The sequence below is a fragment of the Patulibacter defluvii genome (assembly GCF_034096925.1).
Taxonomy (GTDB): domain Bacteria; phylum Actinomycetota; class Thermoleophilia; order Solirubrobacterales; family Solirubrobacteraceae; genus Patulibacter; species Patulibacter defluvii.
The window spans coordinates 35,803-62,638 of record NZ_JAWZSQ010000021.1 but is presented as its reverse complement, the minus strand read 5'-3'; the positions used below and the strand labels follow the sequence as shown (position 1 = coordinate 62,638).

The following is a 26,836-nucleotide window of genomic DNA, read 5'->3' as shown; positions in this document are numbered from 1 at the left end:
ACGGCATGGACCCCAGCGCCGCTGCCCCGACCGCCGCGCCCGCCGCCGACCCGCTGCGGATCGGCGAGCGGTCGTTCTCCTCGCGGCTGCTGCTGGGGACCGGCGGGTTCAGCCGCCTGCAGACGATGGAGGAGGCGATCCGCGCCTCCGGCACCGGGCTCGTGACGCTGGCCCTGCGGCGCGTCGACCCGCAGCAGCGCGGCTCGCTGGTCGACGTGCTCGACCGCTGCGGGGTCGAGCTGCTGCCGAACACCGCCGGCTGCTTCACCGCCCGCGACGCCGTCCTCACGGCCAAGCTCGCCCGCGAGGCGTTCGCCACCGACCTGATCAAGCTCGAGGTGATCGGCGACGACCGCACGCTGCTGCCCGACGCGGTCGAGCTGCTGGCCGCCGCCGAGGAGCTGGTCGCCGACGGCTTCGCGGTCCTGCCCTACAGCAACGACGACCCGATCCTGGCCCGCCGGCTGGAGGACGTCGGCTGCGTCGCGGTGATGCCGCTCGGCTCGCCGATCGGTTCCGGGCTCGGGATCCGCAACCCCCACAACATCGAGCTGATCGTCGAGCGGGCCGGGGTCCCGGTGGTGCTCGACGCCGGGATCGGCACCGCCTCCGAGGCGGCGCTGGCGATGGAGCTGGGCTGCAGCGCGGTGCTCTGCGCCAGCGCGATCAGCCGCGCCGAAGACCCGGTGCGGATGGCGCGGGCGATCCGCAGCGGGGTCGAGGCGGGGCGGCTGGCGCGGCAGGCGGGGCGGATCCCGCGGCGGACCCACGCACTGGCCTCGACGCCGGTCGCCGGCACGCCCGACCTGTAGGCCGGCCGGCGGCCGCCGCCGGTCATGATGTCGGGGTGGAGATCGACGGCGAGGCGCTGCTGAACCGGGTGACGAAGGCGATCGCCGGTCGCGACCGGCAGCTGATCGCCCGTCTGGTCACGCACGACGTCCACTACGAGGACGGCTTCTCCGACGTCCCGCTGATGGGGCCGGATCAGCTCGGCGACCACCTGGCCCAGCTGTGGGAGGCGTTCCCCGACGCCAAGGTCGAGGCGACCGGCCCCTGCCTCCACGACGGCGACCGGATCGTCGCCCTGCCGCTGCGGCTGGTCGGCAACAACCTCGGGCCGATCGGCACGCTGCCGCCGACCCAGCGGTTCCTGACCCTCCACGCGGTGCTGGTCTGCGAGCTCGACGCGACCGCCCACCGGCTGTGGCGCGTCCGGCTCTTCAGCGACCGCTTCGACGCCGCGGTCCAGCTCGGCGTGCTGCCCGCCACCGGCACCGTCGCCGATCGCGCGGTGCGGGCCATCCAAGGGTTCGGACTGCTGTGGCGGAAGTGAGCCGCTAGGCGACGACCTTGAGCGTGCCCACCATCCCGGGGTGGAGCGAGCAGTCGTACTCGATCGTGCCGGCCTTCTTCGGGGTGAACGAGTAGGTCCCGCCCTTGCCGAAGGTCTCCGACTGGAACGACTCGCCCTTCAGCGCCCGGACGTCGTGCGGGACGCTGTCCTCGTTGGTCCAGACCACCTTCTGGCCGACCTTGGCGGTCGCGACCTTGGGGGTGAACTGGATGTCCTTCATCGCGATCGCCAGCGTCCCGGACCCGGCCGCCGACTGGGTCTCGGTGGTGGCCGGCGTCGTCGGCTGCTCGGTCGCGGTCGTCGTGTCGCCGCCGTCGTCGTCGCCACCGCAGCCGGCGACGGTCAGGCCGAGCGCGCCGACGGCGGCGACGGCGAGGAACGAGCGGCGGGGAAGCGGCGTGTCGACCGGACCGGGCATGGTCCTGATGGTAGAGCCGCGGGGTGGGGCCAGCGCCCGCCCTCAGCCCGGACGCAGATCGACCGCGATCGGCGCGTGGTCCGAGAGCGCGCCCCGCTCGAGCGTGCCGCCGCGCCGCTCCGGCCGCGCCCCGCGGGCCAGCAGGTGGTCCGGTCCGTGCGAGCAGACCCGCTGCCAGCCGGCCGGCAGCCGCTCCTGGACCGCCGCCGCCGGCAGGTTCAGGTCGCCGCCCAGCAGCAGCACGCCGTCGCCGGGACCGGCCCACCCGCGGAGCGCGTCGAGCGAGCGGTCGAGGTCGGCGGCCGGGGCGTCCATCCCACCGTGGTCGTCCCAGGCGCCGAGCTGGGTGTGGACGTTGCCCAGCCACGCGCCCTCGAACGGCCCGCCGCCGGGGACGCCGATCCGGACCGCGTGGACGACCCGCCGCTCCGGCCGGCGGCGCAGGACCGCGGCGTGCTCGCCGGTCACCAGCAGCCCGCCGCGGACGAGGATCGCGTTGGCGCCGCCGCCGTTGCTCTTCAGCCAGTCGGGCCGTCGGCGGGCGACCGCGCGCCGCAGCGGCAGGCACTGGTTGCGCGAGGTCCGGGCGCTGCGCTGCTCGGCCCCGGTCGCGCGGGCCAGCAGCGGCGGCCACCACGGCGGCACCTCCTGCAGCAGCGCCACGTCCCACGACCAGTCGCGCAACGCAACGGCGAACTCGTGGAGCAGCGGCCGGCCGGCCGCCGGCGTCGCCCGTCCGTGGAACAGGTTCCAGCTGAGCACCCGCACGGGCGGGATCGTGACGGGCGGGTCGGCTCGAACCCGCCCGCGGGCCCGCGCGGCACCGCTCGCCGCCGCCGTGGGCGCGGTAGCTTCCCCGGGGTGACGCGCCACCTGCTGACCGGCACCGAGCTCACCCGCGACGACCTGCTGGCCGTCCTCGGCCGAGCCCGCGAGCTGAAGGCGGATCCGACCCGCGGCGCCGACAGCCTGGCCGGTCGCAGCGTCGCCCTGATCTTCCAGAAGCCGTCGACCCGCACCCGCGTCTCGATGGAGGCCGGCGTCGCCGAGCTGGGCGCCCACCCGCTGCTGCTGCGGCCGGACGAGATGCAGCTCTCGCGCGGGGAGTCGGTCAAGGACACCGCGCTGGTCCTCAGCCGCCACGTGGCCGCGATCGGGATCCGGACCCACGCCGACGCGCTGCTCGAGGAGCTGGCCGCCGAGGGCTCGGTGCCGGTGATCAACCTGCTGACCGACGGCCACCACCCCTGCCAGGCGGTCGCCGACCTGCTGACCCTGCAGGAGGCGTTTCCCGATCGGCTCGGCCCGGACGGCGGCCTCGACGACCTGCGCCTGGCCTACGTCGGCGACGGCAACAACGTCGCCCGCTCGCTGGCGCTGGTCGGCTCGATCGCCGGCCTGCGGGTGACGGTCGTGGCCCCCGACGGCTACCAGCTGGAGGCCGACGTGCCGGCCGCGCTGGCCAGCGATCCGCGCGCGGGCGTCGCCGGCGCCGATGCGCTCTACGCCGACGTCTGGGTCTCGATGGGCGACGAGGCGACCGCCGACGAGCGGCGCGCCGCGCTGACGCCGTACCGGATCGACGACGCGCTGCTCGACGCCGCCGCGCCGGGCGCGATCGCCCTCCACTGCCTGCCGGCGCACCCGGGCGAGGAGATCACCGCCGAGGTCCTCTACGGGTCGCGGCAGCGGATCTGGGACCAGGCGGAGAATCGCCGCCATGCGCAGAAGGCCCTGCTGGAGTGGGCCCTGCGGCGCGGTCCCTTCGGCGGCTGACCGCCGTCGATCGCCGCACCCGGTCCCGCCGCGAAAGCCGTCGGATAGGCTCGCGTGCGGGCCCCGGCACCGCCGTCCCACCCGTCCCCCGAAGGAGCCATGAGCAACCAGACCCCGCCGCGCGATCCCTCCTCCGGGGACGCGCCCTCCGACGACTCGGGCGGCCAGCTGAGCGGCCTGGCGAAGCTGCTGGCACAGGGCGTGATCGTCACCGGCGAGCGGGTCCAGGAGGCGATCGAGGACGCGGTTCGCCGCGGGCGGATGACCCGCCACGACGCCCACGAGCTGGCCGCGACGATCGTCGCCGCCGGCCGCCGCCAGACCGACGAGCTGCGCGGCGAGCTGGAGCAGCTGCTCGGTCGTGGCCGCGACCGGATCGTCGGCACCCGCGGCGACGGCAGCGAGCCACCGGCGCCGGCCGCGCCGACGCTGCCGATCGAGGGCTACGACGAGATGACCGCCGCCCAGGTGGTCCAGGCGCTCGACGGGCTGGAGCCGGCCGCGCTGCGCAAGCTGCTCGACCACGAGACCCGGACCGCGAACCGCAAGACGGTGCTGCGGGCGATCGAGCGCAAGCTCGGCTGAGCCGCCGGCGACGGGGCCGGTGACGCGGGGCCCGGGCGCCCCTCACAGCGCCCGGACCCCGCGGCCCACATGTCCCTCAACACGTGGGAAGCCCGGTGGTCCCCTGTCTTCCGACACGAATGGGTGCTCCGGTCGGAAAACGTTCGGTGGTCGTCGACCGAGGGCCGGCCGTCACCGTCCAGCGGCCCGCCCTTCCGCCGGCCCGATCGGGCAGACGGTCATGGCGGGGCGAGCCGCGGGACGGCTGGCGGTCGATCTTCGGCGGAAGGAAGGTTGCCCTAACTCCGCGACCGCGGCGAACCGTATCGCACCCCGCCGCGAAATGCCAACTCGTCGAGTCGGGATTGCGGGAAGCCCGTGGCGGCGGCCGCCTGTCACCCTTGGACGATGTCCGACGGCGCCCCCGATCCCGAGACCGAGACCGCGCCCGAGGCCGCCGCGGCCACCCGTCCGCCGCGTCCGGCGCGCCCGAAGCGGGGCGACGTGCTCGAGCTGCAGGTCGAGTCGCTGGCCCACGGCGGCAACGGCGTCGCCCGGACCGAGCAGGGGTGGGTGGTCTTCGTCCGCGGCGGGATCCCGGGCGACCGGGTGCGGGCCGTCGTCACCAAGCGCAAGCGCGACTACGGCGAGGCGCTGGTCGAGGAGCTGCTGGAGCCCTCGGCCGAGCGGATCCCGGCGGTCGCCGACCACCCCGGCGCCCCCTGGCAGGTGCTGCCCTACGAGCGCCAGCTGGAGATCAAGGCCGAGCAGGTCGAGGACGCGCTGCGGCGGCTCGGCGGCCACGCCGACGTCGAGATCGAGCCGATCGTCCCCGCCGACCAGCAGTGGCGCTACCGCAACAAGCTCGAGTACTCGTTCGGGCCGAGCGCCGACGGCGGGCTGCTGTGCGGCTTCCACGCCGCCGGCTCGTGGCAGCGGATCGAGCACATCGAGGACTGCCTGCTGGCCACCGAGCGCGGCAACGAGGCCCGGCGGGTGGTCCACCAGTGGTGCGTCGAGGAGGGGCTCGGCGCCTACGACCGCAAGCACCAGCAGGGCTTCCTGCGCAACCTCGTCGTCCGCGAGGGCTTCCGCACCGGCGAGCTGCAGGTCCGGATCGTCACCAGCGTCGGCGAGTTCGACGTCACGAGCCTGGCGGCGTGGCTCGACGAGGCGCTGGAGGAGCCGCCGACCGGCCTGCTCTGGACCCAGATGCACGACGTCGGCGAGACGACCTACGGCGGCGAGACCGAGCTGGTGGCCGGCCAGGAGTACTTCCACGAGGAGCTGTCCGGCCTGCGGCTGCGGATCAGCCCCGAGGGCTTCTTCCAGACCAACACCACGATGGCCGAGCGGCTCTACGGGATCGCCGGCGAGTACGCCGACCTCCAGGGCTGGGAGCGGCTCTTCGACCTCTACTGCGGCAGCGGCGCCGTCGGGCTGACGATGGCCGCCCGCGCCGGCGAGCTGGTCGGGGTCGAGATCGTCGAGGACTCGATCCGCGACGCGATCAAGAACGCCGAGCTGAACGACGTCCGCAACGCCCGCTTCCTGGCCTCGGACGCTCGCACCGGCCTGCCGGACGCGGTCGAGCACGCCGGCCGTCCCGACGTCCTGATCGTCGATCCGCCGCGGGCCGGCGTCGGGCCGCGGGTCTGCCGCCGGATCGCCGAGGCGGCGCCGAAGCGCGTGGTCTACGTCTCGTGCAACCCGACGACGCTGGCGCCGGACGCCGCGCGGCTGGTCGAGGAGGGCTACGTGCTGCGCAAGGTCCGCCCGGTCGACCTCTTCCCGCAGACGCCGCACGTGGAGTGCGTCGCGGTATTGGACCGCCGGGCCGACTGAGGCGGGGTCCCGGCCTAGGGGGCCGGCGGCGTCGCCGCGTCGGCCTCGGTCAGCGTCGTGTTGAGCCGGCCGAGCAGGGTCGCGAGCGCGGTCACGTCCTCGACCGACCACTCGGCCAGCCGGTGGCCCATCAGCTGGGTCCGGGCCTCGCGGACGAGCTGGCGCTCGGCGCGGCCGCTGTCGGTGATCCGGACCAGCGTCGCCCGCCGGTCGACGTCGCTGCGGGTCCGCGAGACGTAGCCGCGGCGTTCGAGCGGGGCGATCTGGCGGGTGACGGTCGACGCGTCCAGGTCGAAGGCGGTCGCGAGGTCGCTCATCGTCTGCTCGCCGCGCTCGTCGAGGTGGGCGAGCAGCAGGTAGCCGGAGCGGTCCAGCGGCGAGCGGGCGACGTCGGCAGCGGCCAGCCGGACGCGCTCGGAGCGGCGGGCGAGCACCGCCAGCTCGTGCTGGAGCTGGTCGAAGGGGTCGGTTGACACGTCGCGAGGGTAGCCGACGCTTGGGCACCTGGCCCGTCCGTCCGCTTACGCCGTAGTCGGCGCGGGGCTCCCGACGGGCGCCGACGCGCCATGATGGAGCGGTGACCGGGCCCTGGGACGTGGTGGTGATCGGGGCGGGGATCGTCGGTCTGGCGACCGCACGCGAGCTGCAACGGCGCGACCCCGCGCGGCGGGTGCTGGTGGTCGATCGCGAGTCGCGGGTGGCCGCCCATCAGAGCTCGCACTCCTCGGGGGTGCTGCACGCGGGGATCTACTACCCGCCGGGGAGCCTGAAGGCCCGTGCCTGCGTGCGGGGCCGGGAGCTGCTGGAGCGGTTCTGCGACGAGCACGCGATCGCGCATGAGCGGTGCGGCAAGTTGGTGGTCGCGCTCGACGCGGGCGAGCGCACGCGGTTGGACGAGTTGGAGCGGCGGGCGATCGCCAACGGCGTTCCGGGCCTGCGGCGGCTCGAGGGGCCGGGGGCGATCGCGGAGGTCGAGCCGTACGCGACCGGGGTCGCGGCGCTGCACAGTCCGATGACGGGGATCGTCGACTTCGCCGCCGTCGCCGGGGTGCTGGCCGAGCAGCTGCGCGAGCACGGTGGCGAGCTGCGGCTGGGGTTCGCGGTCCAGCGGCTGGACCGGTCGGGCGGGGTGGTGCGGGTCTCCGGTCCCGCGGGAACGGTGCAGGCGCGGCGGGTGGTGGCCTGTGCGGGGCTCTGGAGCGACCGGCTGGCGGTGGCCGACGGGGCGCCGGCCGATCCGCGGATCGTGCCCTTCCGCGGCGGCTACCTACGGCTGCGCCCATCGGCCAGCGGACTGGTGCGGGGCCTGATCTATCCCGTGCCCGATCCGGCGCTGCCGTTCCTCGGGGTCCACCTGACCCGCACCATCGGTGGCGAGCTGTGGCTGGGCCCGACGGCGCTGTTGGTCGGTCGCCGCGACGGCTACCGGCTGCGCGGGGCGTGGCGGCCGGGGGGTGGCGAGTTGCGGGCGACGCTCGGGTGGCCGGGAACGGGACGGGTGCTGGCGCGTTGGTGGCGGACCGGCGCCCACGAGCTGGCGACCGCGCTCGCCCCGGGGCGGCTGGTGCGCGAGGCGGCGCGCTACGTGCCGGCGCTGGGCCGCGATGACGTCGACCACGGTCCGCATCCGGCGGGGATCCGGGCGCAGGCCGTCGCGCGCGACGGGGCGCTGGTCGACGACTTCGTCGTCCACGAGACCGGCTCCGGGGTCCACGTCCGCAACGCCCCCAGCCCCGCCGCGACCTCCTCGCTGGCCCTCGCCGAGCTGATCGCCGACCGCGTCGACGCCGCCGACCGCTGAGCCGGCCCTCAGCCTCCGGCGGGCGCGGTCCAGACGAAGGCGTGCAGGTACTGCAGCCGCTCGTCGCGGGCCCCGGGCAGCCGCCGCAGGCAGCGCTCGCGCAGCTGCTCGCGCTCGGGCGTGTCGTCGCTGGCCAGGTGCGCCAGCCAGACCGGGTGGGTGCCCAGCCGGTAGCGCTCCCAGGCGTGGCGGTCGCGCCGCCGGAGGTCGCCGAGCAGGCCGCGCAGCATCGCTGCCCGTACCGTCCAGCGGGGGGCGCGGCCGCTGCGGAGCGCGCCGTCGGCGGCGATGTCGACCACGATCAGCGTCCCGCCGGGGGCCACCAGCGACCGCAGGTGGAGCAGCGCCCGGTCCAGGTCCGGCACGTCGTGCAGCGCGGCCGAGGTGAAGACCAGGTCGTAGCGCCCGCGCTGGTCGTGGAGATCGCCCTGGACGTACCGGATCCGCGGGTGCGGCCGGACCGCACGGGCTCGCTCGATCATGTCGGCCGACAGGTCGACGGCCAGCACGTCGTCGTAGCGCTCGGCCAGCAGCAGCGCGTGGCGGCCGCTGCCGCAGGTGGCGTCGAGCGCGGTCGCCCCGCCCGGCAGGACACCCGGCAGCCAGTCGCCGACCGGATCGCCGGTCAGCTCCTCCCAGCGGTCGTAGACCTCGGCCAGCCCGTCGAAGCGACGATCGGCGGGGACGGGGGACGCGGGCGGCACGCGATCGATCGTGCCAGGCCCGGGTCGCCGGTGCCGCCGGGGTAGCGTGTCGGGCCATGCGCGCCGCCACGATCCGCGATGGCCAGGTGCTCGTCGCCGAGCACCCCGACCCGACGCCCGGCCCGGGCGAGCTGCTGGTCCGCGTCCGGGCCGCCGGCCTCAACGGCGCCGACCTGCTGCAGCAGCGTGGCGGCTACCCCGCGCCGCCCGGCAGCCCGCCCGACATCCCCGGCCTGGAGTTCGCCGGCGAGGTGGTCGCGCGCGGCCGCGACGCCGAGCGGTTCGCCGACGGCGCGCGGGTGATGGGGATCGTCGGCGGCGGCGGGCAGGCCGAGCTGCTGGTGGTCCACGAGCGGCAGGCGATGCCGGTCCCGGCCGGCCTCGACTGGCCGGCCGCCGGCGGCTTCAGCGAGGTCGTCACCACCGCCCACGACGCGCTGGTGACCCAGGCCGGCCTGCGGCCCGGCGAGCGGCTGCTCGTCCACGGGGCGGCCGGCGGGGTCGGCACCGCCGCCGTCCAGCTCGGGCGGGCGATCGGGGCCCACGTGACCGCGTCGGTCCGCAACCCCGACCTGCGGGCCGGCGTCGCCGCGCTCGGCGCCGACGTGGTTCTCGCGCCCGACGAGCTGGCCGACGACGCCGGGCCCTTCGACGTCGTCCTCGAGCTGGTCGGCGCGCCGAACATGGCGATCAACCTGCGGACGCTGGCGACCGGCGGCCGGATCGTGGTGATCGGGGTCGGCGGCGGCTTCAAGGCCGAGGTCAATCTGCTGGCGCTGATGGGCAAGCGGGGCCGGATCAGCGCCTCGACCCTCCGCGCCCGCCCGCTGGAGGAGAAGGCCGCCACCGCCCGCCTGGTCGAGCGCGAACTGCTGCCGCTGATCGCCCGCGGCGCGATCGCCGTCCCGATCGCCGCCAGCTTCCCGCTCGACGAGGTCGCCGCCGCCTACGAGCGGTTCGCGGCCGGCGGCAAGCTCGGCAAGGTCCTGCTGACGATCTAGCGCTCGAGCCCGCCGGCCCGCCACCAGCGCGGCAGCAGGTCGCTGCAGGCGATCAGGAAGCCGACGGCGACGAACGCGGTCTGCGGCATCGGCCGATCCAGCCGCCACTCCAGCAGGTAGGCCCCGACCAGCGCCGCGGTCATCCCGACCGCGGTCCCGGCCGGCCGCAGCCGCTGGCGGACCGCGTAGCCCTGGAGCGCGGCGAGGAAGAGGACGGTGGCGATCGAGAGCGAGCCGGCCGCCACGTGCGCGCCCCACAGGGGCAGCTCGAGGGTCAGCGGCTCGCCGGCCGGCAGCGGCTGCGGCCAGGTCCGGACGCCGCCGGCGCTGAGGGTGGTGACGGCGTCGATCGCCCCGATCACCAGCGGCAGCGCGACCACGAAGGCGCCGAGGTCGAAGACCCGCGCGAACAGCAGCCCGAGCGCGATCGCCAGCAGCGCCTCGGGCAGCGTGCCGCCGCCGTGGGCGTCGAGCGCGGCGGTGGCGCCGGTCAGCAGTCCGCCGGCGGCGGCCAGCGCGGCCAGCGCCAGCGGCATCCGCACCAGCGGCGCCATCACGTAGGCCAGGCCGCCGAGCAGCACGATCGGCGGCACCGCGGCGACCAGCGTCGCCCGCGCCGGCGGCTGCAGCTCGGGCAGCGCCGGCGCGGCGACGAGGAGGACGGCCAGGCCGCCCAGCAGGGCTAGTAGGGCGGCAGCGAGTCGTGCCACGCGCCCAGCTCCCGGAACGCGGTCCAGAACGCCTGCTTCGCGTGCAGCTCGTCGAGCGCGTCGTCGATCGACGGCGTGACCAGCGCCTGGCAGGAGGGGGTGAAGCGCTGGATCGTGCCCGGCTCGTCGCGCAGCGGCTCGGCCAGCGGGATCTCCAGCGCGTTGAGGGCGTCGAGCGCGTCGCCGCCCATCACGACCACGATCCGCGGCTGGACGATCGCCAGCTCCTCGGCGACGCGGGCGACGCAGCCGGGGTCGCCGGTCCACTCGTCGTCATCGACCGGGCACTTGACGCAGAGCGTGCCGTAGATCGTCGTCGGGTCGATCCCGAGCCGCTTGAGGCTCTTCAGGACCGCCGTCCCGCCGCGCCCGTAGAAGGCGACGCCCTCCTCGATCTCCGCGCGGGTCGCGTGGTGCTTGAGCAGGAAGACGTCGGCCTGTGGGTGGCCGGACCCGACGACCGGCAGCGCCTCGCCGCGCGGGCAGCGCTCGCAGGCGTGCAGGTCGTGGGTCAACGAGTTGATCTCACGGATCGCACGGTCGAGGTACTTCTCGTGGATCTCGTCGTCGGTCGCGGGCATCGCGGCGTGGATTGACCCGGGGCGCGGCTCGTCCTCGCGGTTGCAGGGACGGTTGCCGGATGCAGCAATCCGTGCTGCACGCGTCGCCGAGCAGGAGTTGACGGAATCCTGTCGCACGCGCGGCGGCGGCGCCAGGCCGCGGCCTACGAGGAGGGCGCTTCGCGCAGCTTGCCGCGGAACTGCCAGGCGTTCGGCCGCAGCTGGCCGAGCTGGCGGGCGACGAGGGCGGCGGCGCCGACGGTCATCGCGCCGAAGACGGCGTCGAGGAAGAAGTGGTTGCCGGTCGCCATCACGACGAACGTCACCACCAGCGGGTAGACCGCCCAGAACCAGCGCGTGACCTTGTGCTTCGAGAGCCGGGCCAGCGGGATCCCGATCATCATCGCGAAGCCGACGTGCATCGACGGCACCGCGGCGTAGGGGTTGAACAGCTTGCTGACGCTGTGGCTGTTCGGGTCGATGTTCGTGAACGCCGCGACCGCGTCGTGGATCCCCAGGCCCGGCACCAGCCGCGGCGGCGCCGTCGGCACCAGCACGTAGCAGGCGAGGGCGATGAACCAGGCGACGATGAACATGTTGCGGACGAAGCCGAACGCGCGGTTGTGGACCGCGTAGATGTAGGCCATCGCCCCGAACGTGACGGTGCTCTGGAAGTTGATGTACATGAAGCTCGAGCCGTCCAGCAGCCCGGGCACGTTGCCCGCGAACCGCTGGAGCCCGCCCTCCATGTCCAGGTGCAGCGCCCGCTCGACCGAGATGATCCAGTCGGCGTTGGCGAACGCCGTCGAGGCGGCCATCTCGTAGTCGACCATGCCCCGCGAGTAGCGGTAGATCCAGTACGCCGCCATCACGATCGCCAGGTTCGCCAGCGCATCGAGGATGCCGTTGGGCAGGAAGCGGACGGGGCGGGTGAGGAACGCTGGCATGGGACGAACGGGATCGGCGCTGACCGCGGGGCGAGACCTGCGCCCTGCGGGGCGGCTACCGGTCGCAGTCGTCCGGTTGCGCGCGTCGCCAGGGACCGGGGAGACCGGTTCCCAATGTAACCGTACCGTGAACCATGGACCGGACGTGCGTCCACCCCCCAGGGGCGGTTGACAGGCACGCGGTTCCGTGCATCACCTGGAGGTAGGGGGAGTAGCGGATTCGGAGCACGAACGTGCCTCCGCCGGAACCGCGCAGGACCACCCGGTCGGCGCGCAGTTCGGCCACCCGCAGGTCGGGCCCGCCGCCGGGGAAGCCGAGCGGATCGTCGCTCTCGCGGTCGGCCGCGGCCGCCACCAGCGGCGCCGGATCGGTCACCCGGTAAAGCGTCCAGTCGGCGTTGCGCCAGGCCTCGTCGAGCCCGATCGCCCGCCGCGCGGCGGGGTCGCGCAGCAGCGCCAGCTCGTCGCGCGAGGCGTGGTCGGGCTCTGCGCCGGGCACCGCCACCCAGCCGACCGCGTTCTCGTCCAGCCAGCGGCGGTAGCGGTCGGCGGTCGGCCGACCCTCGTAGAAGAGCGGGTTGCGGTCGCGGTCGAGCTGGCGGATCCAACCGCGCGCCAGCGGAATCTCGGGCCCGATCCAGCGCGCCTCGCCGCGGCGGGCGGTCGGCGGGATCTCGACACGGGCCGGATCGGCGCGGAGCCGCTCCCGCAGCTGGTCGGCCAGCGGCGCCCAGTAGCCGGCGCGGGCCGCGCGGTCGCCCCAGGCCTGGGCGGCGTCGCGGACCGGCGGATACCACTGCCAGTAGAGGAAGGCGACCAGCAGCAGCGCCCCGACGGCGCCGGCGGCGCGACCGCGCCGCCCGGTCGACCCGTCCCGCTCCCGCGCCAGCAGCGCCGCGGCCAGCAGCGGGCCGCCGGCCAGCGCGGCCAGTCGGGTGGCGTTGCCGCCCATCGGCGTGTCGAGCAGGCCGGCGAGCACGATCGCGGCCAGGTAGAGCGCCGCGCCGGCCCGCAGCGCCCGCTCGCGCGCCGGCAGCACCAGCACGGTCGCGGCCAACGCGATCAGCGCCGGCCACAGGGCCGAGGCCACGAACGGCTCGCTGCCGCCGCCGGGGAAGCTCACCGACAGCAGCAGCGCGACGCCGAACGCCGTCGCGGTGACGGTCGCCGCGACCATCCGCGACGCCGGGGCGCCGATCCACCAGGCCAGCCCCGCCAGCGCCAGGAACAGCGCGGCCACCGGGCTGGCCAGTGCGGTCAGCAGCGCGGCGGCGGCCGCGCCGATCTCGCGTCCCCGGTCCGAGACCCGCACGTCGGCGGCGAGCACCAGCGCCACCAGCCCGAGCGCGGCCCCCAGCACGAAGGTCATCCGGCCGGTGAACAGCAGCCCGCCGATCCCGGCCGCGAACCACCACGAGGCGACCGTCGCCGGGTCGCGCCACGGTCGCGGGTCCTCGGTCGCGGGCCACCAGCCGGCGGCCAGCCGCGCGAAGGCCCAGGCGGCGACGACGGCCGCCAGCGCCCCGACGACGGTCGCCCCGACCAGTGCCCCCAGCAGCGGCAGCAGCACGCTGTAGCTCGGCAGGTGGTGGCCGCCGAACCACGAGAGGTCGTACAGCCAGACCCCCTGCCGGGCCAGCTCGACCCGGTGCTCCTGGGCGGCCAGGTCGGTGGTCGGCGGGGCGACCGCGACGTAGAGCGCCCCCAGCAGCAGCGCCAGCGCCCAGGGCGGGACCCGCCGGCCGACGCCGGCCATCAGTCCCGGGTCGCGCGGCGGACGCGGCGCGCGCGGACCCGGCGGCGGGCGCCGGGCGGGGTCGCCTTCGTCTCCAGGAACTTCAGCGCCTGGACGTAGACGAGCGTGCCGGGCTTGGTCTCGATCTCTGCCATCGAGAGCGCGACCAGGAACTCCTCCGGCCCGTCGAAGTCGGGGATCCGGACCCGGACCGAGCCGAGGCCGGCGGCGACGTGGCTGTCCGAGCCGGCGCCGGCGACGATCCGGTACTTCTCGGCGAAGATCGCGGCCTCCTCGTTGAAGGAGCCGATCGCCACCCGCGGGTTGAAGATCTCGATCGCGTCGATCTCGCCGACCACGTCGAGCAGGTGCTCGTAGTCGGGCACGCTGTGCATCCGGTCGAAGGGGTGGGGCACGTAGACCAGCCCGCCCTGGCGCCGGATCTCGGCGATCGCCTCCTGCAGGGTGACGCCCTTCGGGATCCGCTCCTTCAGGAAGATCCCGATCACCTCGCCCTGGTCGGCGGTCTTCACCTCCTCGCCGACGATCACCTTGACCCCGAAGCGGTCGGCCTTCTCGAGCGCCTCGAAGGCGCCGGAGACCTCGTTGTGGTCGGTGATCACGATCGCGCCGAGGCCCTGGCGGCGGGCGGCGTCCAGCAGCACCTCGGCCGGTGTGGCGCAGTCGCCGCTGTGGTCGGTGTGCATGTGCAGGTCGACGTCGATCCGCGGCCGGTCGCGCAGCCGGGCGACGATCTCGGGATCGAAGCGCTCGGGGTCGTGGCGGCGGGCGCGGACGACCGCGTAGCGCTCCAGCACCCAGTCGACGTGGGCGGCCCAGCTGCGGTCGGCGACCCATTCGCGGCCGGCCGCACGCAGCTGCTCGGCCAGCTGGGGGTCGCCCAGCAGCCGCTCCAGCTGGGCGACGAGCACGTCGACGTCGCCGGGCTCGAACAGCAGCCCTCGCGCGCCGCCGTCGGTCAGCTCGTCGTGGACGCCGATTCGGCTCGCGACGGGCACCGCGCCGACGTGCAGCGCGGCGACCAGCGCGTGGGGAGCGGGACGGGCGCCGGTCGAGGCCAGCAGCACCACGTCGGCGTCGGGCGGCAGCAGCCGGACCCCGTCGTGCTCGCCGTGCGGCTCGGCCCGCAGCTCGTCGATCGGCAGGAAGCGGATCCGGTCGCGCAACGCCGGCTTCAGCGGCGCGGTCGGCGCGTCGCCGTCGGCGACCACCACGGTCGCCCGCCACGGCAGGTCGAGGTCGAGCCGGCGGAGCGCGCGGAGGGCGGCGCGGCGGGCCGGGCGCTCCTCGTCGAACGGCACCACCAGGTGCAGCGGGGCGTCCGGATCGCGGCGGGCGGCGGCCTCCGGCGGATCGCTGGCGGCGGCCGGCGGCGGGACGCGGTCGACGTAGCCGAGCCCGATCGGGAACGAGCGGGCGACGAGCGCCGCGGTCGTCGCGCTGGCCGCCTGGCGGTCGTCGAGCCGGCCCAGCAGCCGCGCGGCCCGCTTGCGCGTGACCTGGGTGGCGATGAACCGCTCGGCCGGCAGGTGGAAGGTGCCGACGTTCAGCGTCCGGCTGTGGCGCAACGCGATCGAGCTGACCGACGGCCCGAACGGCTCGTGCACGTGGACGATGTCGAGCGCCAGCGCCGTCAGCGCGTCCTCGACCGCCCGCGCCGCGTCGACCGGCAGCGTCGCCGGGGTGGTCGTCCCGGGGATCGGCGGCAGCGCCTCGCCGACCGCCAGCACCACCGGCGCGGCCCCCGGTTCCGGCAGCAGCCCGGCCGGGTCCTCGCGCAGCGCGGCCCGCGTCCGCCGCACCCGCTCGGGGTCGCGTGAAGGCGCCAGCACGACCAGCCGGTGGCCCCGCTCGGCCAGCTCCTGCGCCAGACGCAAGGCGTGCGCCGTGACGGGATGCCCGGCCTCCAGGGGGTAGGGCGTGATCTGGGCGATCGCCAGCGGCGCGGCAGAACTCACGGGCAGCAGCATAGGCCGGTGGCGCGCCAGCGCACCCCGAGACCGCCCCCGAAACGCGAACGACCCGGGCGGTGGCCCGGGTCGTCTCGCGTGCTCGAACGCGCCGGAGGCCGGCGCGGGGGTGGCTCAGGCCTCGACGGTCTTCGCCTTCGCCTTGCCCGACGCGTCGCGGACGAGGCGGTTGTCCTTGATGAACTTCTCGGTCGCGTTGCGCGCCTCGTCGTCCGGCCGCTGGTTGTGCGGCGACTTCATGAGGTACGACGACGGGCCGTCGAGCTGGCCGGCGACGCCGTTGTTCAGGCCCAGCTTGATCAGGCGGGCGGCGTCGATGATCACGCCGGCCGAGTTCGGCGAGTCCCAGACCTCGAGCTTCAGCTCGGCGGTCAGCGGCACCTCGCCGAAGGCCTTGCCCTCGAGGCGGATGTGGGCCCACTTGCGGTCGGTCAGCCACGGCACGTAGTCCGACGGGCCGACGTGGACGTCGCGGTCCGGCAGCTCGACGCCGGCGACCGAGGTCACGGCGTTCGTCTTCGAGATCTTCTTCGACTCCAGCCGCTCGCGCTCGAGCATGTTGAAGAAGTCCATGTTGCCGCCGACGTTCAGCTGCGACGTGTGCTCCAGCACGACGCCGCGCTCGTGGAAGAGGCGGGCGAGGGCGCGGTGGACGATCGTGGCGCCGACCTGCGACTTGATGTCGTCGCCGATGATCGGCAGGCCCTTCTCCTCGAAGCGCTTGTCCCAGTACTCCTCGCGGGCGATGAAGACGGGGATGCAGTTGACGAAGCCGCAGCCGGCCTCGAGCACCTGCTCGACGTACCACTTGGTCGCCTGCTCGGAGCCGACCGGCAGGTAGGAGACGACGACGTCGGTCTTCGTGTCCTTGAGGATCTTGACGATGTCGGCCGTCGGGCCGGGCGCCTTCGTGATCTTCTGCGACAGGTACTTGCCGATCCCGTCGTGCGTCATGCCCCGGTAGACCGGGACGTCCAGCTTCGGGACGTCGGCGAACTTGATCGTGTCGTTCGGATCGGCCCAGATCGCCTCGGACAGGTCCTTGCCGACCTTCGTCTCGTTGATGTCGAAGGCGGCCGTGAACTCGATGTCCTTGACGTGGTAGCCGCCGAGGTCGACGTGCATCAGGCCCGGGACCGGCTTGCTGGCATCGGCGTTCTTGTAGAACTCCACGCCCTGCACGAAGGAGTTGGCGCAGTTGCCGACGCCGATGATCGCCACGCGCACCTTGTCGCGCTGGTAGCGGCCGCTGCCGTTGGAGGCGGCCGCGCCGTTGCCGTTGGTCGTGTTGCTCACGTTCTTCTCGAAGTCCTCGATCTCGAATGGGGAGCCGGCGGCGCGGAACGAATCCACGTCGGGCCAGCCGGCAAGCGGGAGGTCCAGAGCCAGGAACCCCGCTCGCGGCGGCCGGTTACAACTCCGTCACAGGCTCCCGAGCGGGTGCCGCGGGCGTGCGACGGCGCTCCCGGCGCGAGGACGATGGTGGCAGGTCGGCGCGCCCGGAGCGTGGTGCCACGTCCGGCGCGCGGGCCGGACGCCGCGGCTCAGGCGCGGTCGGGACCGTTCAGCTGCCGCCGCACGTGCCACATCCGCTGGGCGGTGGTGAAGACGCCGAGCGCGGCCAGGACCCAGATCGAGGCCGGCAGCAGGTCGAGCCCGCCGGCGATCTCCTCGCCGCCGAGCACCAGGCCGATCGAGAGGATCACGACCCGCACCGCGCGGCTGCCGATCCCGGCCTTGCCGTCCAGGCCCAGGCCCTCGGCCCGCGCGCGGGTGTAGCTGACCAGCAGCGAGCTGACCGCGGCCAGCGCCGCGAGGCCCGCGTTGACGTCGTCGCCGTGCTTGGCGTAGACCATCACGACCGCGGTCAGGACGATGCCCTCCTCGATCCGGTCGAGGGTCGAGTCGAGGAACGCGCCGAAGGTCGTGCCCTTGCCCGACATCCGCGAGTAGCGGCCGTCGAGGGTGTCCATGATCGAGCCGAGGATGAAGGCCACGCCGGCCAGGACGTAGTGCTCCTGCCAGATCAGGACGGCGGCGAGCAGGTTGCCGAGCAGGCCGGTGACCGAGATCGCGTTCGGGGTCAGCGGCAGGTCGATCAGCCACTGCTGGAGGCGCGTGCGGTCGGCGGGTGGGTCGGTCGCGGCGGTCATGGGGACGCCGGGGAGGGTACGCCGAACGGCGGACCGCGCGCGGAGCGGTGCGGCGCCGTTGCCCCGGTCGTGGGGCCCGATCGGCGCGGTCCGGTCCGCTTCCGGCAGACTCCCGGGCGTGTCCGGCGAGACCACCGCGCCCGCGTCCGCTGCCGCGGCGTCCCCAGCCGATCCGGCCCCGGGCGCGTCCGGCGCCCCGACCGGCCCCGCGCCGCGGGGCTCGCTGGTCGCCGGCCTGGTGCGGGCCGCGCGGCCGAAGCAGTGGGTGAAGAACGTCCTGGTCTTCGCGGCGCCGGCCGCCGGCGCGGCGCTCAACGACGGCGACGTGATCCGCGACGCGGTCCTGACCTTCGTCGCCTTCTGCCTGGTCTCCAGCGCGACCTACATCCTCAACGACGTCGGCGACGTCGAGGCCGACCGCCGCCACCCGACCAAGCGCAACCGCCCGATCGCGGCCGGGATCGTGCCGGTGCCGGTGGCGCTGGTGGCGGTGGTGGCGCTGCTGCTGGTCGGGCTCGGCCTGGCCTACCTGATCAGCTGGCGGCTGGGCGCGCTGCTGACCGCGTACAAGGCGCTGACGATCGCCTACACCTTCCGCCTGAAGCACACGGCGATCCTCGACATCATGGTCGTGGCGACCGGCTTCGTCGTGCGTGCGATCTCGGGCGGCGTCGCGGTCGACATCACGCTCTCGAAGTGGTTCCTGGCCGTCACCTGCTTCGGCTCGCTGTTCATGGTCGCGGGCAAGCGCCACGGCGAGCTGCTGCACGTCGGCGACGGCTCGACCCGCAAGGCGCTCGAGCAGTACACCGTCGAGTACCTGCGGTTCGTGGTGACGATGGCGGCGGCGGTGACGATCCTCACCTACTGCCTGTGGGCCTTCGAGCACCCGAAGACGAGCGAGGTCCCCTGGTGGGGCCTGTCGATCGTCCCCTTCGTGATGGGGATCATGCGCTACGCCCTGCTGGTCGACCAGGGCAAGGGCGGCGCGCCCGAGGAGCTGGTGATCCGCGACCCGGGGCTGCGCCTGATCGGCCTCGCGTGGCTGGCGCTGTTCCTCGGGTCGGTCTACATCCACTGAGGTCGGACGACGGCGTTCGGCTCAGAGGGCCGAGACCGTCGCCCGGCGGGCCGCCAGGGAAACCAACGGCAGCAGGTCGTCGGGGTCCGAGGTCAGGTCTTCTTCGGCACCTTTGGCCCGCGGTAGGCGATCTCGCCGTGCTCGTCGAAGCGGATCGACCGCTCCTCGAGCCAACGCCGGTTCTCCTCGATCTGCTCGTCGGTGATCGGCCCGTGCTCCGCCTCGTCCTCGGCGAGGAACTCGCCCATCGCCGCCAGTCGCTCGTCGTGGGCGGCCTGTCGCCGCAAGGCCTCGCTGACCCAGGCACCGAGGGTGGCCGCACGACCCGCCGCAACCGCCGTCCTGCCGGCGGCGATCAGCTCCGGATCGACCCTGACCGACAGCCGGTTCTTTCCCCGAGCCATGCGGTTGACGAACGACACGCCGCGAACGTACCACCGGCCTTCACGGCCGCAAAACGATCCGCCGATAGCCCCCTCAGCGGCTCCGCGACGTCGGATCGGCGATCCGCGGGGTGCAGCGGCGCAGGCGGTAGACGCGCACCGACGGGCCCGGCCGCTCGTAGCGCAGCTGGCCGAAGTTGAACGCCATGTCGTACTGGAAGTAGTGCTTCGCCTCGGGGCCGTCGAAGGGGACGGACTGGAAGGCGAGGTCGGCCTGGCGGTCGAGCGCGCGGTAGTAGCGGACCGCCTCGGGCACGCGGGCCGGGTTGTTCATCACGCGACCCGACTGCATCGAGCCGGAGACGATCCAGCAGGCGCCCTTCTCGCGGTAGAAGTCCAGCAGGCCCGGGAAGAGCGTGTAGCCGTTGTTGGCGAAGTCGGCGCGGCGGTTGATCTTCGCCCGCAGCTCCGGGTAGCGACGGATCAGCTCGGCCTTGTCGGCGCCGGTCCGCACCAGGCGGTTCCAGCGGTAGCCCTCGCGCGACTTCGGGTTCGGCAGCCGGGCCCCGTCGGCGTACCACTCCTTCGGCATCATCGGCTCGACCACGATCGTCGACCCCGCCGGCACGTTCCGGACCATCCAGTCGCGGGCCACGCTGCGGGTGTCCTCGCGGCTCAGGACGATCCCGTTGTGGACCGTCCAGACCAGGCCCTGGGCCACCACCACGACTGCGGCGGCGACCCCCAGGCCCAGCCGCAGCCCCGGCGCGCGGACGTTCAGCCGCCGCAGCGCCCAGCTCGCCAGCCAGACCCCGCCGGCCGCCGCCAGCAGCGCCAGGATCGGGTAGACCGGCATCCCGTAGCGCGCGAAGTAGCGGCCCTGCGAGCCGACGTAGGCGAAGAACAGCAGCGGCGCCGGGATCAGCACCAGCGCCTGCCAGCGCTCGGCCCGGATCAGCCGCAGGCCGCCGACCACCGCCAGCAGCAGCGGCAGCAGCCCGAAGCCCCAGACCAGCGACCAGCCGTAGTAGCGGTAGCCCGAGGTCTGCGTCTCGCCCAGCAGCAGGCCGCCCTTCGTGTAGTCCGACAGGTGCCGGACCTCGTCGACGAAGAAGCCGGGCCGCAGGATCGCGTACGGGTCGCAGACGAAGAACGCGACCACCGCGGCCGCCCCCGCCACCACCAGGCCGAGCAGCGCCGGCCGCCAGTGGGGGAGGGCGAAGCCGTCGCCGCGCTCCGCGTCGGCCGCCACGCCCTCGGGCTGGGTGCCGCGGAGGTCGCCGGGACGCCAGCCGAGCGCGTGGATCACCGCCGCCGTGCCCATCGGCAGCAGCACGAAGGCGGCGTTGTACTTGAACCCGACCGCGGCGCCGATCGCGACGCCGGCCAGCAGGTAGTCGCGGCGGCGGCCGAAGCGCACGATCCCGGCGATCGCGAACAGCGCCAGCCCGGTCGGGGCCAGCGAGGGCGCGTCGTTCAGCGCCAGGTGGCCGTAGTGGGTCGGCAGGAAGGCGGTCGCCATGATCGCCGCCGCCAGCAGCCCGACCCGGCGGTCGAAGAGCCGCGCGCCGGCCGCGTAGAGCAGCGCGATCCCGGCGGTCGAGAGCAGCGCCGAGGCGACCCGGGCGATCGTCCAGACGTCGCTCGGGTCGGTCGCCCAGGCCTTCACGATCCCGTCCGAGGACCAGTGCAGCAGCCACAGCGCGCCGGCGATCCACTCGATCAGGCCCGACGGGTTGAGCTGGTAGTCGGGGTCGAGCGACGAGCCGCGGAAGTACTCGACCGCGCGCGGGACGAAGTGCGAGCGCTCGTCCAGGTTGTAGCCGAACGGCAGCCCCCAGCGGATCCCCCACAGCCGCAGCACCAGGCCCAGCAGCACGATCGCCGCGAGCCCGATCCACCACCACCGCGGCGACCCGCCCGCCGCCTGGGCGGCCGCGGGAGCGTCGTCCGCCGGCCGGTCGTCCTGGTCCTCGCCGCCGGTGCGCATCGCGGGGCACTGTACGACGGATCCCGGCCGTGCGCGGCGCCCGGCGGCGGTCGCTCGCTACCCTCGATCGGTGCCTGCGGCCGTCACCGTGCTGCTCGCGGCGACCCTGATCCTCGCCGCGATCGCGAAGATCCGCGACCCGGAGCCGTTCCGGGAGAGCTTGCGGATCGCGCTCCCCGACCGGTCCGCGCGGGGGATCGCCGCGACCCTGCCGATCGTCGAGCTGGTGCTCGCCGCGGCGCTGGTCGCGGCGCCGGCCGGGACCGCCGGGCGGATCGCCGCGCTGCTGGTGCTGGGGCTGCTGCTGGCCTTCACCGCCGCGCTGCTGTGGCTCGAGCGGCGGGCCGCCTCGCGCCGCGACGGGATGCTGCTGCGCTGCAACTGCTTCGGCTCCGGCGGCGACGGCGACCCGGCCACCGGCCGCGTCCGCAACCTGCTGCTGGCCGTCGGCGCCGCCGCGCTGGTGGCCGCGCCCGCCGGCCCGCTCTGGCGGGTCGACGCCGGCGAGCTGGCCGGCGCCGCCTGCGTCGCGATCGGGCTGACCTGCGTCTGGCAGCTGGCGGTCGCGCTACGGCGGCTGCGGACCGTGGGGCTGCCGTCGTGAGCGCGGTCTGGGTCGTCGCCACCGTCCTCGCCTGGATCGTCGTCGGGCTGCTGGCCGCGGTCGTCGTGACCCTGCTGCGGCAGGTCGGCGAGCTGCGGGCCGACGTCGACCGGCTGCGCGAGTCCGGCGTCGCCGCCGCGGCCGAGGAGCCGCCGCTCGACGTCGCCCTCTACGAGCCGGTCGAGGCCTTCGCCGCGACCGTCTTCGACGCCGGCGACCGGCGGGCGGCGAGCGGCGGCGACCCGATCGCGATCGGCGGGCCCGACGACCGGCCGGTGCTGCTGGTCGTCCACGCGCCCGGCTGCGTCAGCTGCGAGGGGATCGAGGAGGCGCTGGAGGAGGTCGCCGGCGAGCGGGCCAGCGACGACGCGCCGGTGCCGGCCGACGGCGTGCGGATCCTCAGCGTCCTGGCCCTCGGCGAGCCCTACGCGCGCGAGCACCTGCGCGAGCACGCGATCCACGGCGTCCCGACCGTCGCCTTCGACGACCTGCCCGAGCGGCTGCAGCCGGAGTCGACCCCGTCGCTGGTGGGGATCGCCCGCGGCCAGGTGGTGGCGCTCGGCCGCCCGACCGATCCCGAGCACCTGCGCGAGGCCGCCCGGGCCTGCGAGGACGGCGTCTTCGCCGGCGCGCCGGACTCGGTGCGGGTCGCCGACTGGGGCGAGACGATCCCCTTCTGGGAGCTCGACCAGGACGAGCCGGCGGCGCTCGACGTGCGGATCGTCGCCGGCGGCAGCGACGCCGAACTTGGCGCGTCTGCGCTAGCGTCACGCCCCGTCGTGCGGCAGCGCGACGCGTCCCCGACCGAGGAGCACTGACCCTTGTCGCTCGACCAGCTCGTCCGCAACGCCCAGGAGCGCCTGGCCTCGCCGACCCCGTCGCGCCGCCGCTTCCTCGGCAGCGTCGCCGGTGCCGCGGCGGGCGGGACCCTGCTGGCGGCCTGCGGCGACGAGAGCGACGCGCGGACGACGACGACGGCCAAGCGCGAGGCCGATCCCCGCCACCGGCCGAAGGACTGCGGGCACGGCCGGCTCCAGATCAACGTCTGCTACGCCCCCTACCGGACCCTCCGCAGCGAGCCGGCGGAGTTCCTGCCGAAGGGCCGGACCGGGGTCGCGGTCCGCAAGGGCCCGGCGCCCGACGCGCCGATCATCTACAAGCACGGCAACCCGGTGATCATGAACGTCGACGGGGTCTACGGCCGCGTCAGCGAGCGCGACGGCGGGGTCGAGCGCGACTGCCCGGCGCCGCCGATGCGGCCCGGCCTGGGCGCCGGCCGCGGCTTCTACTGGGGCTACCCGACGGCCCAGTCGGGCACCCACAACAAGGGCGGGTGGATCGCCGGCGTCGTCGACGGAACCCGCTACTCGGTCAGCGAGCCGGACTTCCCGGGGATCATCTGCGGGCCGGCCGACCTCGACTTCGACTGCCGCGCGGGCACGAAGAAGAACACGAAGTACAAGACCGGCTGCGCCAACAACGCCCGCAAGGAGGACCCGGGCTACAAGTGCGGCGGGTCGACCATGAAGTGGGGCACCTGCGGCAAGCCGACCACGATGGAGGTCGGGATCTACCGCGATCCCAACGAGAAGGACCTCATCACCTCGCTCAGCCACGAGCGCTACAACCTCAAGTACGAGGCCGACGGCACCACGATCTTCTGGCTGGTGCCCGGCGACGTGGTCGCGCGCTACTGCTACAAGTGCACGCAGCGCAACCCCTCCGAGCGCTGCCCGCCGGAGACCCGCCGCAAGGACCGCAGCTGCTGCCGCTCCTACTCCTGCGTCACGGTGATCAAGGCCGCCTACGTCCCGCGCGGCGTCTCCGGCTGGGTCAACTCCAGCGTCCTGCGCCGCAAGGGCACCGCCAAGCGCGAGATCGACAAGGCGCTGAAGGAGCTGGGCGGGAGCTTCAACGGGTACTAGGTCCCGCCCGCCCGCGCGGTCGCCCGCTCGCTCGCGGCCGCGAGCGCAACTCATCGCTGTCTCTGGGGTTCGAGCGGGCATGTCCCGTCGCGTGGTCGTCGTCCTCGCCCTGATGCCGGCCGCGGCGCTGCCGGCGACGGCCGGTGCGGCAGCGCCCGCCGACCGGGCGCTGGCCGTGGCCCCGCTCGCCGCCGAGGCGGCCGGCTACGGCGGCTTCCTGGCCTGGACGGCGGCCGACGGGATCGCGATCCGGCCGCCCCAGGGCGCGGTGCGGACGGTGCGGCTGGCGCACGTCGTCCGGCTCTCGGCCGGTCCCGACGAGCGCGGGCGGCCGATCGTGCTGGCGATCGCCTGCCCCGGCCGCCGGTCGAGCTGCCGGGTGGTGCGGATCGACGCCCGCAGCGGGCGCACCAGTCGCCCCGCCTGGGGCCGCGGCGTCCAGGCCGCCGCCCAGTGGCGGACGACGATCGTCACCGCCTCGGCGGACCGCTTCTGCCGGATCGGCGTCCGCTCCGCCGGTGGCCGGCACCGGTCGATCGGGGTCGGCGGCTGCACGTTGCGCGAGGGCAACAACGATCCGGGGGTGACCGCGATCGCGCTGCGGGGGACGCGGTTCGCGGTCCGGGCGTCGTCGCCGAGCACCTACTCCGGCTCCTCGCAGGAGATCGTCACCGGCGACGTCCGGCGGTCGCGGACCTTCGTCGTCCGTCGCACGCAACCGGGCGAGAGCGGCAGCGGCAACGTGGCGTTGGGGCCGCCGGTGCTGACGGCGGCCGGCGTCACCTGGACGACCGCTCGCTGGGACGGCAAGAACAGCGTCGGCCGCCGGGTGCTCGGCGCCGGGGGACGGCCCGGACGGGCACGCGACGCGGAGGCCCGGTCCAGCGGTCGTCAGACCTGCGGCGTCGCCCACGACGGGCGCCGCTGGGCGGCGATCGAGGCCCCGGGCGAGGGCCGCGTGCAGTGCCTCTCCGGCGAGATCGACCGCACGACGGCGAGCCTCGTGGTCGAGCGGGCGGTCGATCCGCTGAGCGGGGCCGCGCACTGGTCGGCGCCCGAGCTGCGCCTGGAGCTGCCGTGCGTGCCACCGCCTCCGCCGAAGCCCGGCGACGTCCCCGTGATCGGCTGCGACCCGACTGGCGAGATCGTCGTCCGGGCCCAGCGGGCGCTGGTGCGCGACCACCGCACGGTCGAGCGGGTGCCGCTGTCCGGGGCGATGGTCGAGGTCGATCAGGTCGACGGTCCGCCCTACCGCCGTCCTCCCCGGCCGCGCGTGGTCGTGCCGCCGACCGCCACCGCCGCCGACGGCGGCTGGCGCGCGAGGCCGCCGGCGTGGGAGTTCGCGCTCCGCGCCATCGGCCGCACGGCCGACGGCCAGCCGCTGCTGAGCGCCTGGGCCGACGGGTCGGCGTAGCCGCCGCACGACGGCGCCCGGCGAGCGACCGACTACCCTCCCGGGCGTGACCACCCTGATGCTCGGCGAGACGCTGGTCGACCTGGTCTGCGAGCAGCCCGTCGACCGGCTCACCGACGCCCCCTCGTTCGTCCCGCGCTTCGGCGGCGCGGTCGCCGGCGCCGCCGTCCACGCGGCCCGTCGCGGGGCCCGCACCGCCCTCGCCGGCGGGGTCGGCGACGACGACTGGGGCTCGTGGCTGCGCGGGCGGCTCGAGGCCGAGGGCGTCGACCTGACCTGGTTCCGGCAGGTGGCCGGCGAGCGGACGCCGGTCGCGTTCCGGACCGTCGACGCCGCCGGCGAGGCCCACGCCGACCTCTACGGGCAGTCGCTCGACCTGGTGATGGACGCCGTCCGGCCGCGGATCGCCGAGGCGGTCGACGCCTGCGACGGGCTCTTCCTCTCCGCCGCCACCTGGGCCCAGCCGGCCGACGCGCGCGAGCGCCAGGTGGCCGAGGCCGCCCTCCAGCGCGCCCGCGACCTCGACCGCCCCGTCGTCGTCGACCTCGACGTCGGCGGCGACCGGTTCGTCGCCCGCGACGGGGCCCGCGCCGCCGCCGCGGCCCTCGTTCCCGGCGCGGCGCTGGTCGTCGTCCGCCCCCGCGACGCGGTCCGGGTGACCGCCGAGGACGACCCCGCCGCGGCCGCCGCGGTGCTGCTCGACCGCGGCGCCGGGATCGTGGTCGTCGGCGACGCCGGCGGCGGCGTCGTCCGCGGGCCCGGCATCGACCTGACCGTCGGCGCCCCCGTCGGCGCCCCCGCGGCGGTCGACCCGACCGGGGTCGACGCGGCCCTGGCCGGCACGCTGCTGGCCGCGCTCGAGCTGTCGGCCTGGTACCCGGCGGCGGTCGCCGCCGCGCTGCCCGACGCCGTCGCCGAGGCGGCTGCCGCCGCGGCGCGCTGGGGCGGGCTCGAGCCGGCGTGAGCGGCGCGGCGCTCCCGACCGTCCCGCGCGCGAGCTGGGTCGCCCCGACCCGGCCGCGGATCCGGGCCCTGCGCGAGCGGCTGGCCTGGGTCTACGGGGTGCCGGTCCAGCCGCCGCACCGCGACCCGCTCGCCGAGCTGGTCCTGACCGTCCTCTCGCAGTCGACCAACGACCGCAACCGCGACGTCGCCTACCTGCGGCTGGTCGAGCGCCTGCCCTCGTGGGAGCTGGTCGCCGCGGCCCCGGTCGAGGAGATCGAGGCGGCGATCCGTCCCGGCGGGATCTCGAAGGTCAAGTCGGTCCGGATCGCGGCGATCCTGGCGGCGATCGAGCAGCGCAGCGCCGCCGCCGCCCGCGAGCTGGGCCTGGCGCCGCCGGCCGGCGCCTCGCCGCTCGACCTGAGCTGGATGGAGCGGGCTCCGGTCGCCGCCGCGCGCGACTTCCTCTGCGACCTGCCCGGCGTCGGCCGCAAGACCGCGGCCTGCGTGCTGCTGTTCGCCTACGACCGCCACGACATCCCCGTCGACACCCACGTCCAGCGGGTCGGCACGCGACTGGGGCTGTTCCGGCCCGGCGCCCCGCTCGACGAGCTGCACGACGAGATGCTGTGGATCACCCCCGTCGGCGCCGGGCTCGAGTTCCACGTCAACCTGCTGCGCCACGGCCGGCGCACCTGCCACGCGCGCCGGCCCGCCTGCCCGCAGTGCCCGCTGCGCCGGAGCTGCCCCGGCCGCGTCCGCTGAGCGCCGCTTTCACCCAGGTGATTTCGCTGGCGCCCGGGCGCCACGCGTGAGAGCGTGCCGACGCGGGAAACCGCCCTGCCAGCAGGGCTTTCGCCGCCGGCGCCGGGGCCGCGCGGCGGCGGCCGATCGACCGCCGCCGAACGAGGCCGGTGGACACCGTTCCGCCCGTG

Annotated in this window: 27 protein-coding genes; 14 read left to right on the top strand and 13 right to left on the bottom strand. The window is 75.1% G+C overall.

Going from position 1 to position 26,836, the window contains the following annotated elements; translation table 11 throughout:
* Positions 1-5: 5 nt before the first annotated feature.
* On the top strand, positions 6-812 hold the full coding sequence (locus SH587_RS18885) for a thiazole synthase (protein WP_320672205.1): 807 nt from the start codon (positions 6-8) through the stop codon (positions 810-812).
* Positions 813-847: 35 nt separating this feature from the next.
* On the top strand, positions 848-1,336 hold the full coding sequence (locus SH587_RS18880; RefSeq protein WP_320672204.1) for an ester cyclase: 489 nt from the start codon (positions 848-850) through the stop codon (positions 1,334-1,336).
* Between the two features lie 4 nt (positions 1,337-1,340).
* Here the strand turns inward: SH587_RS18880 and SH587_RS18875 are convergent, their stop codons facing one another.
* The gene (locus tag SH587_RS18875; RefSeq protein WP_320672203.1) at positions 1,341-1,775 is read right to left on the bottom strand and encodes a cupredoxin domain-containing protein; all 435 of its coding nucleotides are present in this window, start codon (positions 1,773-1,775) and stop codon (positions 1,341-1,343) included.
* 42 nt (positions 1,776-1,817) lie between these two features.
* Entirely contained in the window at positions 1,818-2,543 is a 726-nt protein-coding gene (locus tag SH587_RS18870) for an endonuclease/exonuclease/phosphatase family protein (protein ID WP_320672202.1), read from the bottom strand.
* 93 nt (positions 2,544-2,636) lie between these two features.
* Here SH587_RS18870 and argF point away from each other — a divergent pair, with 93 nt between their 5' ends.
* The 3 genes from argF (at position 2,637) to rlmD (ending at position 5,960) form a co-directional block, all read left to right on the top strand.
* Positions 2,637-3,551, top strand: a complete 915-nt coding sequence (gene argF, locus SH587_RS18865) for an ornithine carbamoyltransferase (RefSeq protein WP_320672201.1) — start codon at positions 2,637-2,639, stop codon at positions 3,549-3,551.
* Positions 3,552-3,650: 99 nt separating this feature from the next.
* Complete coding sequence (locus SH587_RS18860) at positions 3,651-4,136, top strand: hypothetical protein (protein ID WP_320672200.1); 486 nt, start codon at positions 3,651-3,653, stop codon at positions 4,134-4,136.
* 387 nt (positions 4,137-4,523) lie between these two features.
* Positions 4,524-5,960, top strand: a complete 1,437-nt coding sequence (gene rlmD, locus SH587_RS18855) for a 23S rRNA (uracil(1939)-C(5))-methyltransferase RlmD (RefSeq protein WP_320672199.1) — start codon at positions 4,524-4,526, stop codon at positions 5,958-5,960.
* A gap of 14 nt (positions 5,961-5,974) precedes the next feature.
* Here rlmD and SH587_RS18850 read toward each other — a convergent pair whose 3' ends face one another.
* A complete protein-coding gene (locus SH587_RS18850; protein ID WP_320672198.1) occupies positions 5,975-6,436 on the bottom strand; it encodes a MarR family winged helix-turn-helix transcriptional regulator in 462 nt (153 codons plus the stop codon).
* A 101-nt stretch (positions 6,437-6,537) separates the two neighbouring features.
* Between SH587_RS18850 and lhgD the strand changes: the two genes are divergently transcribed.
* On the top strand, positions 6,538-7,761 hold the full coding sequence (gene lhgD / locus SH587_RS18845; RefSeq protein ID WP_320672197.1) for an L-2-hydroxyglutarate dehydrogenase: 1,224 nt from the start codon (positions 6,538-6,540) through the stop codon (positions 7,759-7,761).
* 8 nt (positions 7,762-7,769) lie between these two features.
* Here lhgD and SH587_RS18840 read toward each other — a convergent pair whose 3' ends face one another.
* Complete coding sequence (locus SH587_RS18840; RefSeq protein ID WP_320672196.1) at positions 7,770-8,465, bottom strand: class I SAM-dependent methyltransferase; 696 nt, start codon at positions 8,463-8,465, stop codon at positions 7,770-7,772.
* 56 nt (positions 8,466-8,521) lie between these two features.
* On the opposite strand from SH587_RS18840, the gene SH587_RS18835 reads away from it, so the two are divergent.
* Complete coding sequence (locus tag SH587_RS18835; RefSeq protein ID WP_320672195.1) at positions 8,522-9,466, top strand: zinc-binding dehydrogenase; 945 nt, start codon at positions 8,522-8,524, stop codon at positions 9,464-9,466.
* Here SH587_RS18835 and SH587_RS18830 read toward each other — a convergent pair.
* The 7 genes from SH587_RS18830 to SH587_RS18800 form a co-directional block, all read right to left on the bottom strand.
* On the bottom strand, positions 9,463-10,176 hold the full coding sequence (locus SH587_RS18830; protein WP_320672194.1) for a hypothetical protein: 714 nt from the start codon (positions 10,174-10,176) through the stop codon (positions 9,463-9,465). The two genes, SH587_RS18835 and SH587_RS18830, sit on opposite strands and share 4 nt — an antisense overlap.
* Positions 10,149-10,757 (bottom strand): uracil-DNA glycosylase family protein, encoded by a 609-nt coding sequence (locus SH587_RS18825; protein ID WP_320672193.1) that lies wholly within the window; start codon positions 10,755-10,757, stop codon positions 10,149-10,151. Before SH587_RS18825 ends, SH587_RS18830 begins: the two co-directional genes overlap by 28 nt.
* A gap of 143 nt (positions 10,758-10,900) precedes the next feature.
* Complete coding sequence (locus tag SH587_RS18820; protein WP_320672192.1) at positions 10,901-11,683, bottom strand: phosphatase PAP2 family protein; 783 nt, start codon at positions 11,681-11,683, stop codon at positions 10,901-10,903.
* Between the two features lie 55 nt (positions 11,684-11,738).
* Complete coding sequence (locus SH587_RS18815) at positions 11,739-13,439, bottom strand: hypothetical protein (protein WP_320672191.1); 1,701 nt, start codon at positions 13,437-13,439, stop codon at positions 11,739-11,741.
* A complete protein-coding gene (locus SH587_RS18810; protein WP_320672190.1) occupies positions 13,439-15,397 on the bottom strand; it encodes a PHP domain-containing protein in 1,959 nt (652 codons plus the stop codon). Before SH587_RS18810 ends, SH587_RS18815 begins: the two co-directional genes overlap by 1 nt.
* A gap of 126 nt (positions 15,398-15,523) precedes the next feature.
* A complete protein-coding gene (locus SH587_RS18805; RefSeq protein ID WP_375341789.1) occupies positions 15,524-16,636 on the bottom strand; it encodes an inositol-3-phosphate synthase in 1,113 nt (370 codons plus the stop codon).
* Positions 16,637-16,953: 317 nt separating this feature from the next.
* Positions 16,954-17,562: a CDP-alcohol phosphatidyltransferase family protein gene (locus SH587_RS18800; protein ID WP_320672188.1), complete on the bottom strand. Its 609-nt coding sequence runs from the start codon at positions 17,560-17,562 to the stop codon at positions 16,954-16,956.
* 118 nt (positions 17,563-17,680) lie between these two features.
* Here SH587_RS18800 and SH587_RS18795 point away from each other — a divergent pair, with 118 nt between their 5' ends.
* Positions 17,681-18,643 (top strand): decaprenyl-phosphate phosphoribosyltransferase, encoded by a 963-nt coding sequence (locus SH587_RS18795; protein ID WP_320672187.1) that lies wholly within the window; start codon positions 17,681-17,683, stop codon positions 18,641-18,643.
* A gap of 92 nt (positions 18,644-18,735) precedes the next feature.
* On the opposite strand, the gene SH587_RS18790 is transcribed toward SH587_RS18795, so the two are convergent.
* Complete coding sequence (locus SH587_RS18790; protein WP_320672186.1) at positions 18,736-19,065, bottom strand: hypothetical protein; 330 nt, start codon at positions 19,063-19,065, stop codon at positions 18,736-18,738.
* Positions 19,066-19,120: 55 nt separating this feature from the next.
* Positions 19,121-21,016, bottom strand: coding sequence for a glycosyltransferase family 39 protein (locus SH587_RS18785; protein ID WP_320672185.1), 1,896 nt, complete (start codon positions 21,014-21,016; stop codon positions 19,121-19,123).
* A gap of 70 nt (positions 21,017-21,086) precedes the next feature.
* On the opposite strand from SH587_RS18785, the gene SH587_RS18780 reads away from it, so the two are divergent.
* From SH587_RS18780 to SH587_RS18755, 6 genes are all read left to right on the top strand, one after another.
* Complete coding sequence (locus SH587_RS18780; RefSeq protein WP_320672184.1) at positions 21,087-21,620, top strand: MauE/DoxX family redox-associated membrane protein; 534 nt, start codon at positions 21,087-21,089, stop codon at positions 21,618-21,620.
* Positions 21,617-22,438 (top strand): thioredoxin domain-containing protein, encoded by an 822-nt coding sequence (locus SH587_RS18775; RefSeq protein WP_320672183.1) that lies wholly within the window; start codon positions 21,617-21,619, stop codon positions 22,436-22,438. The genes SH587_RS18780 and SH587_RS18775 overlap by 4 nt, the downstream gene beginning before the upstream one ends.
* A gap of 3 nt (positions 22,439-22,441) precedes the next feature.
* On the top strand, positions 22,442-23,545 hold the full coding sequence (locus SH587_RS18770; protein ID WP_320672182.1) for a hypothetical protein: 1,104 nt from the start codon (positions 22,442-22,444) through the stop codon (positions 23,543-23,545).
* A 79-nt stretch (positions 23,546-23,624) separates the two neighbouring features.
* Complete coding sequence (locus SH587_RS18765) at positions 23,625-24,959, top strand: hypothetical protein (RefSeq protein ID WP_320672181.1); 1,335 nt, start codon at positions 23,625-23,627, stop codon at positions 24,957-24,959.
* A 46-nt stretch (positions 24,960-25,005) separates the two neighbouring features.
* Complete coding sequence (locus tag SH587_RS18760; protein ID WP_320672180.1) at positions 25,006-25,923, top strand: carbohydrate kinase family protein; 918 nt, start codon at positions 25,006-25,008, stop codon at positions 25,921-25,923.
* Positions 25,920-26,666 carry an endonuclease III domain-containing protein gene (locus SH587_RS18755; RefSeq protein ID WP_320672179.1) on the top strand — a complete coding sequence of 249 codons (747 nt, stop codon included), beginning with the start codon at positions 25,920-25,922 and terminating at the stop codon, positions 26,664-26,666. Before SH587_RS18760 ends, SH587_RS18755 begins: the two co-directional genes overlap by 4 nt.
* Positions 26,667-26,836 lie beyond the last annotated feature (170 nt).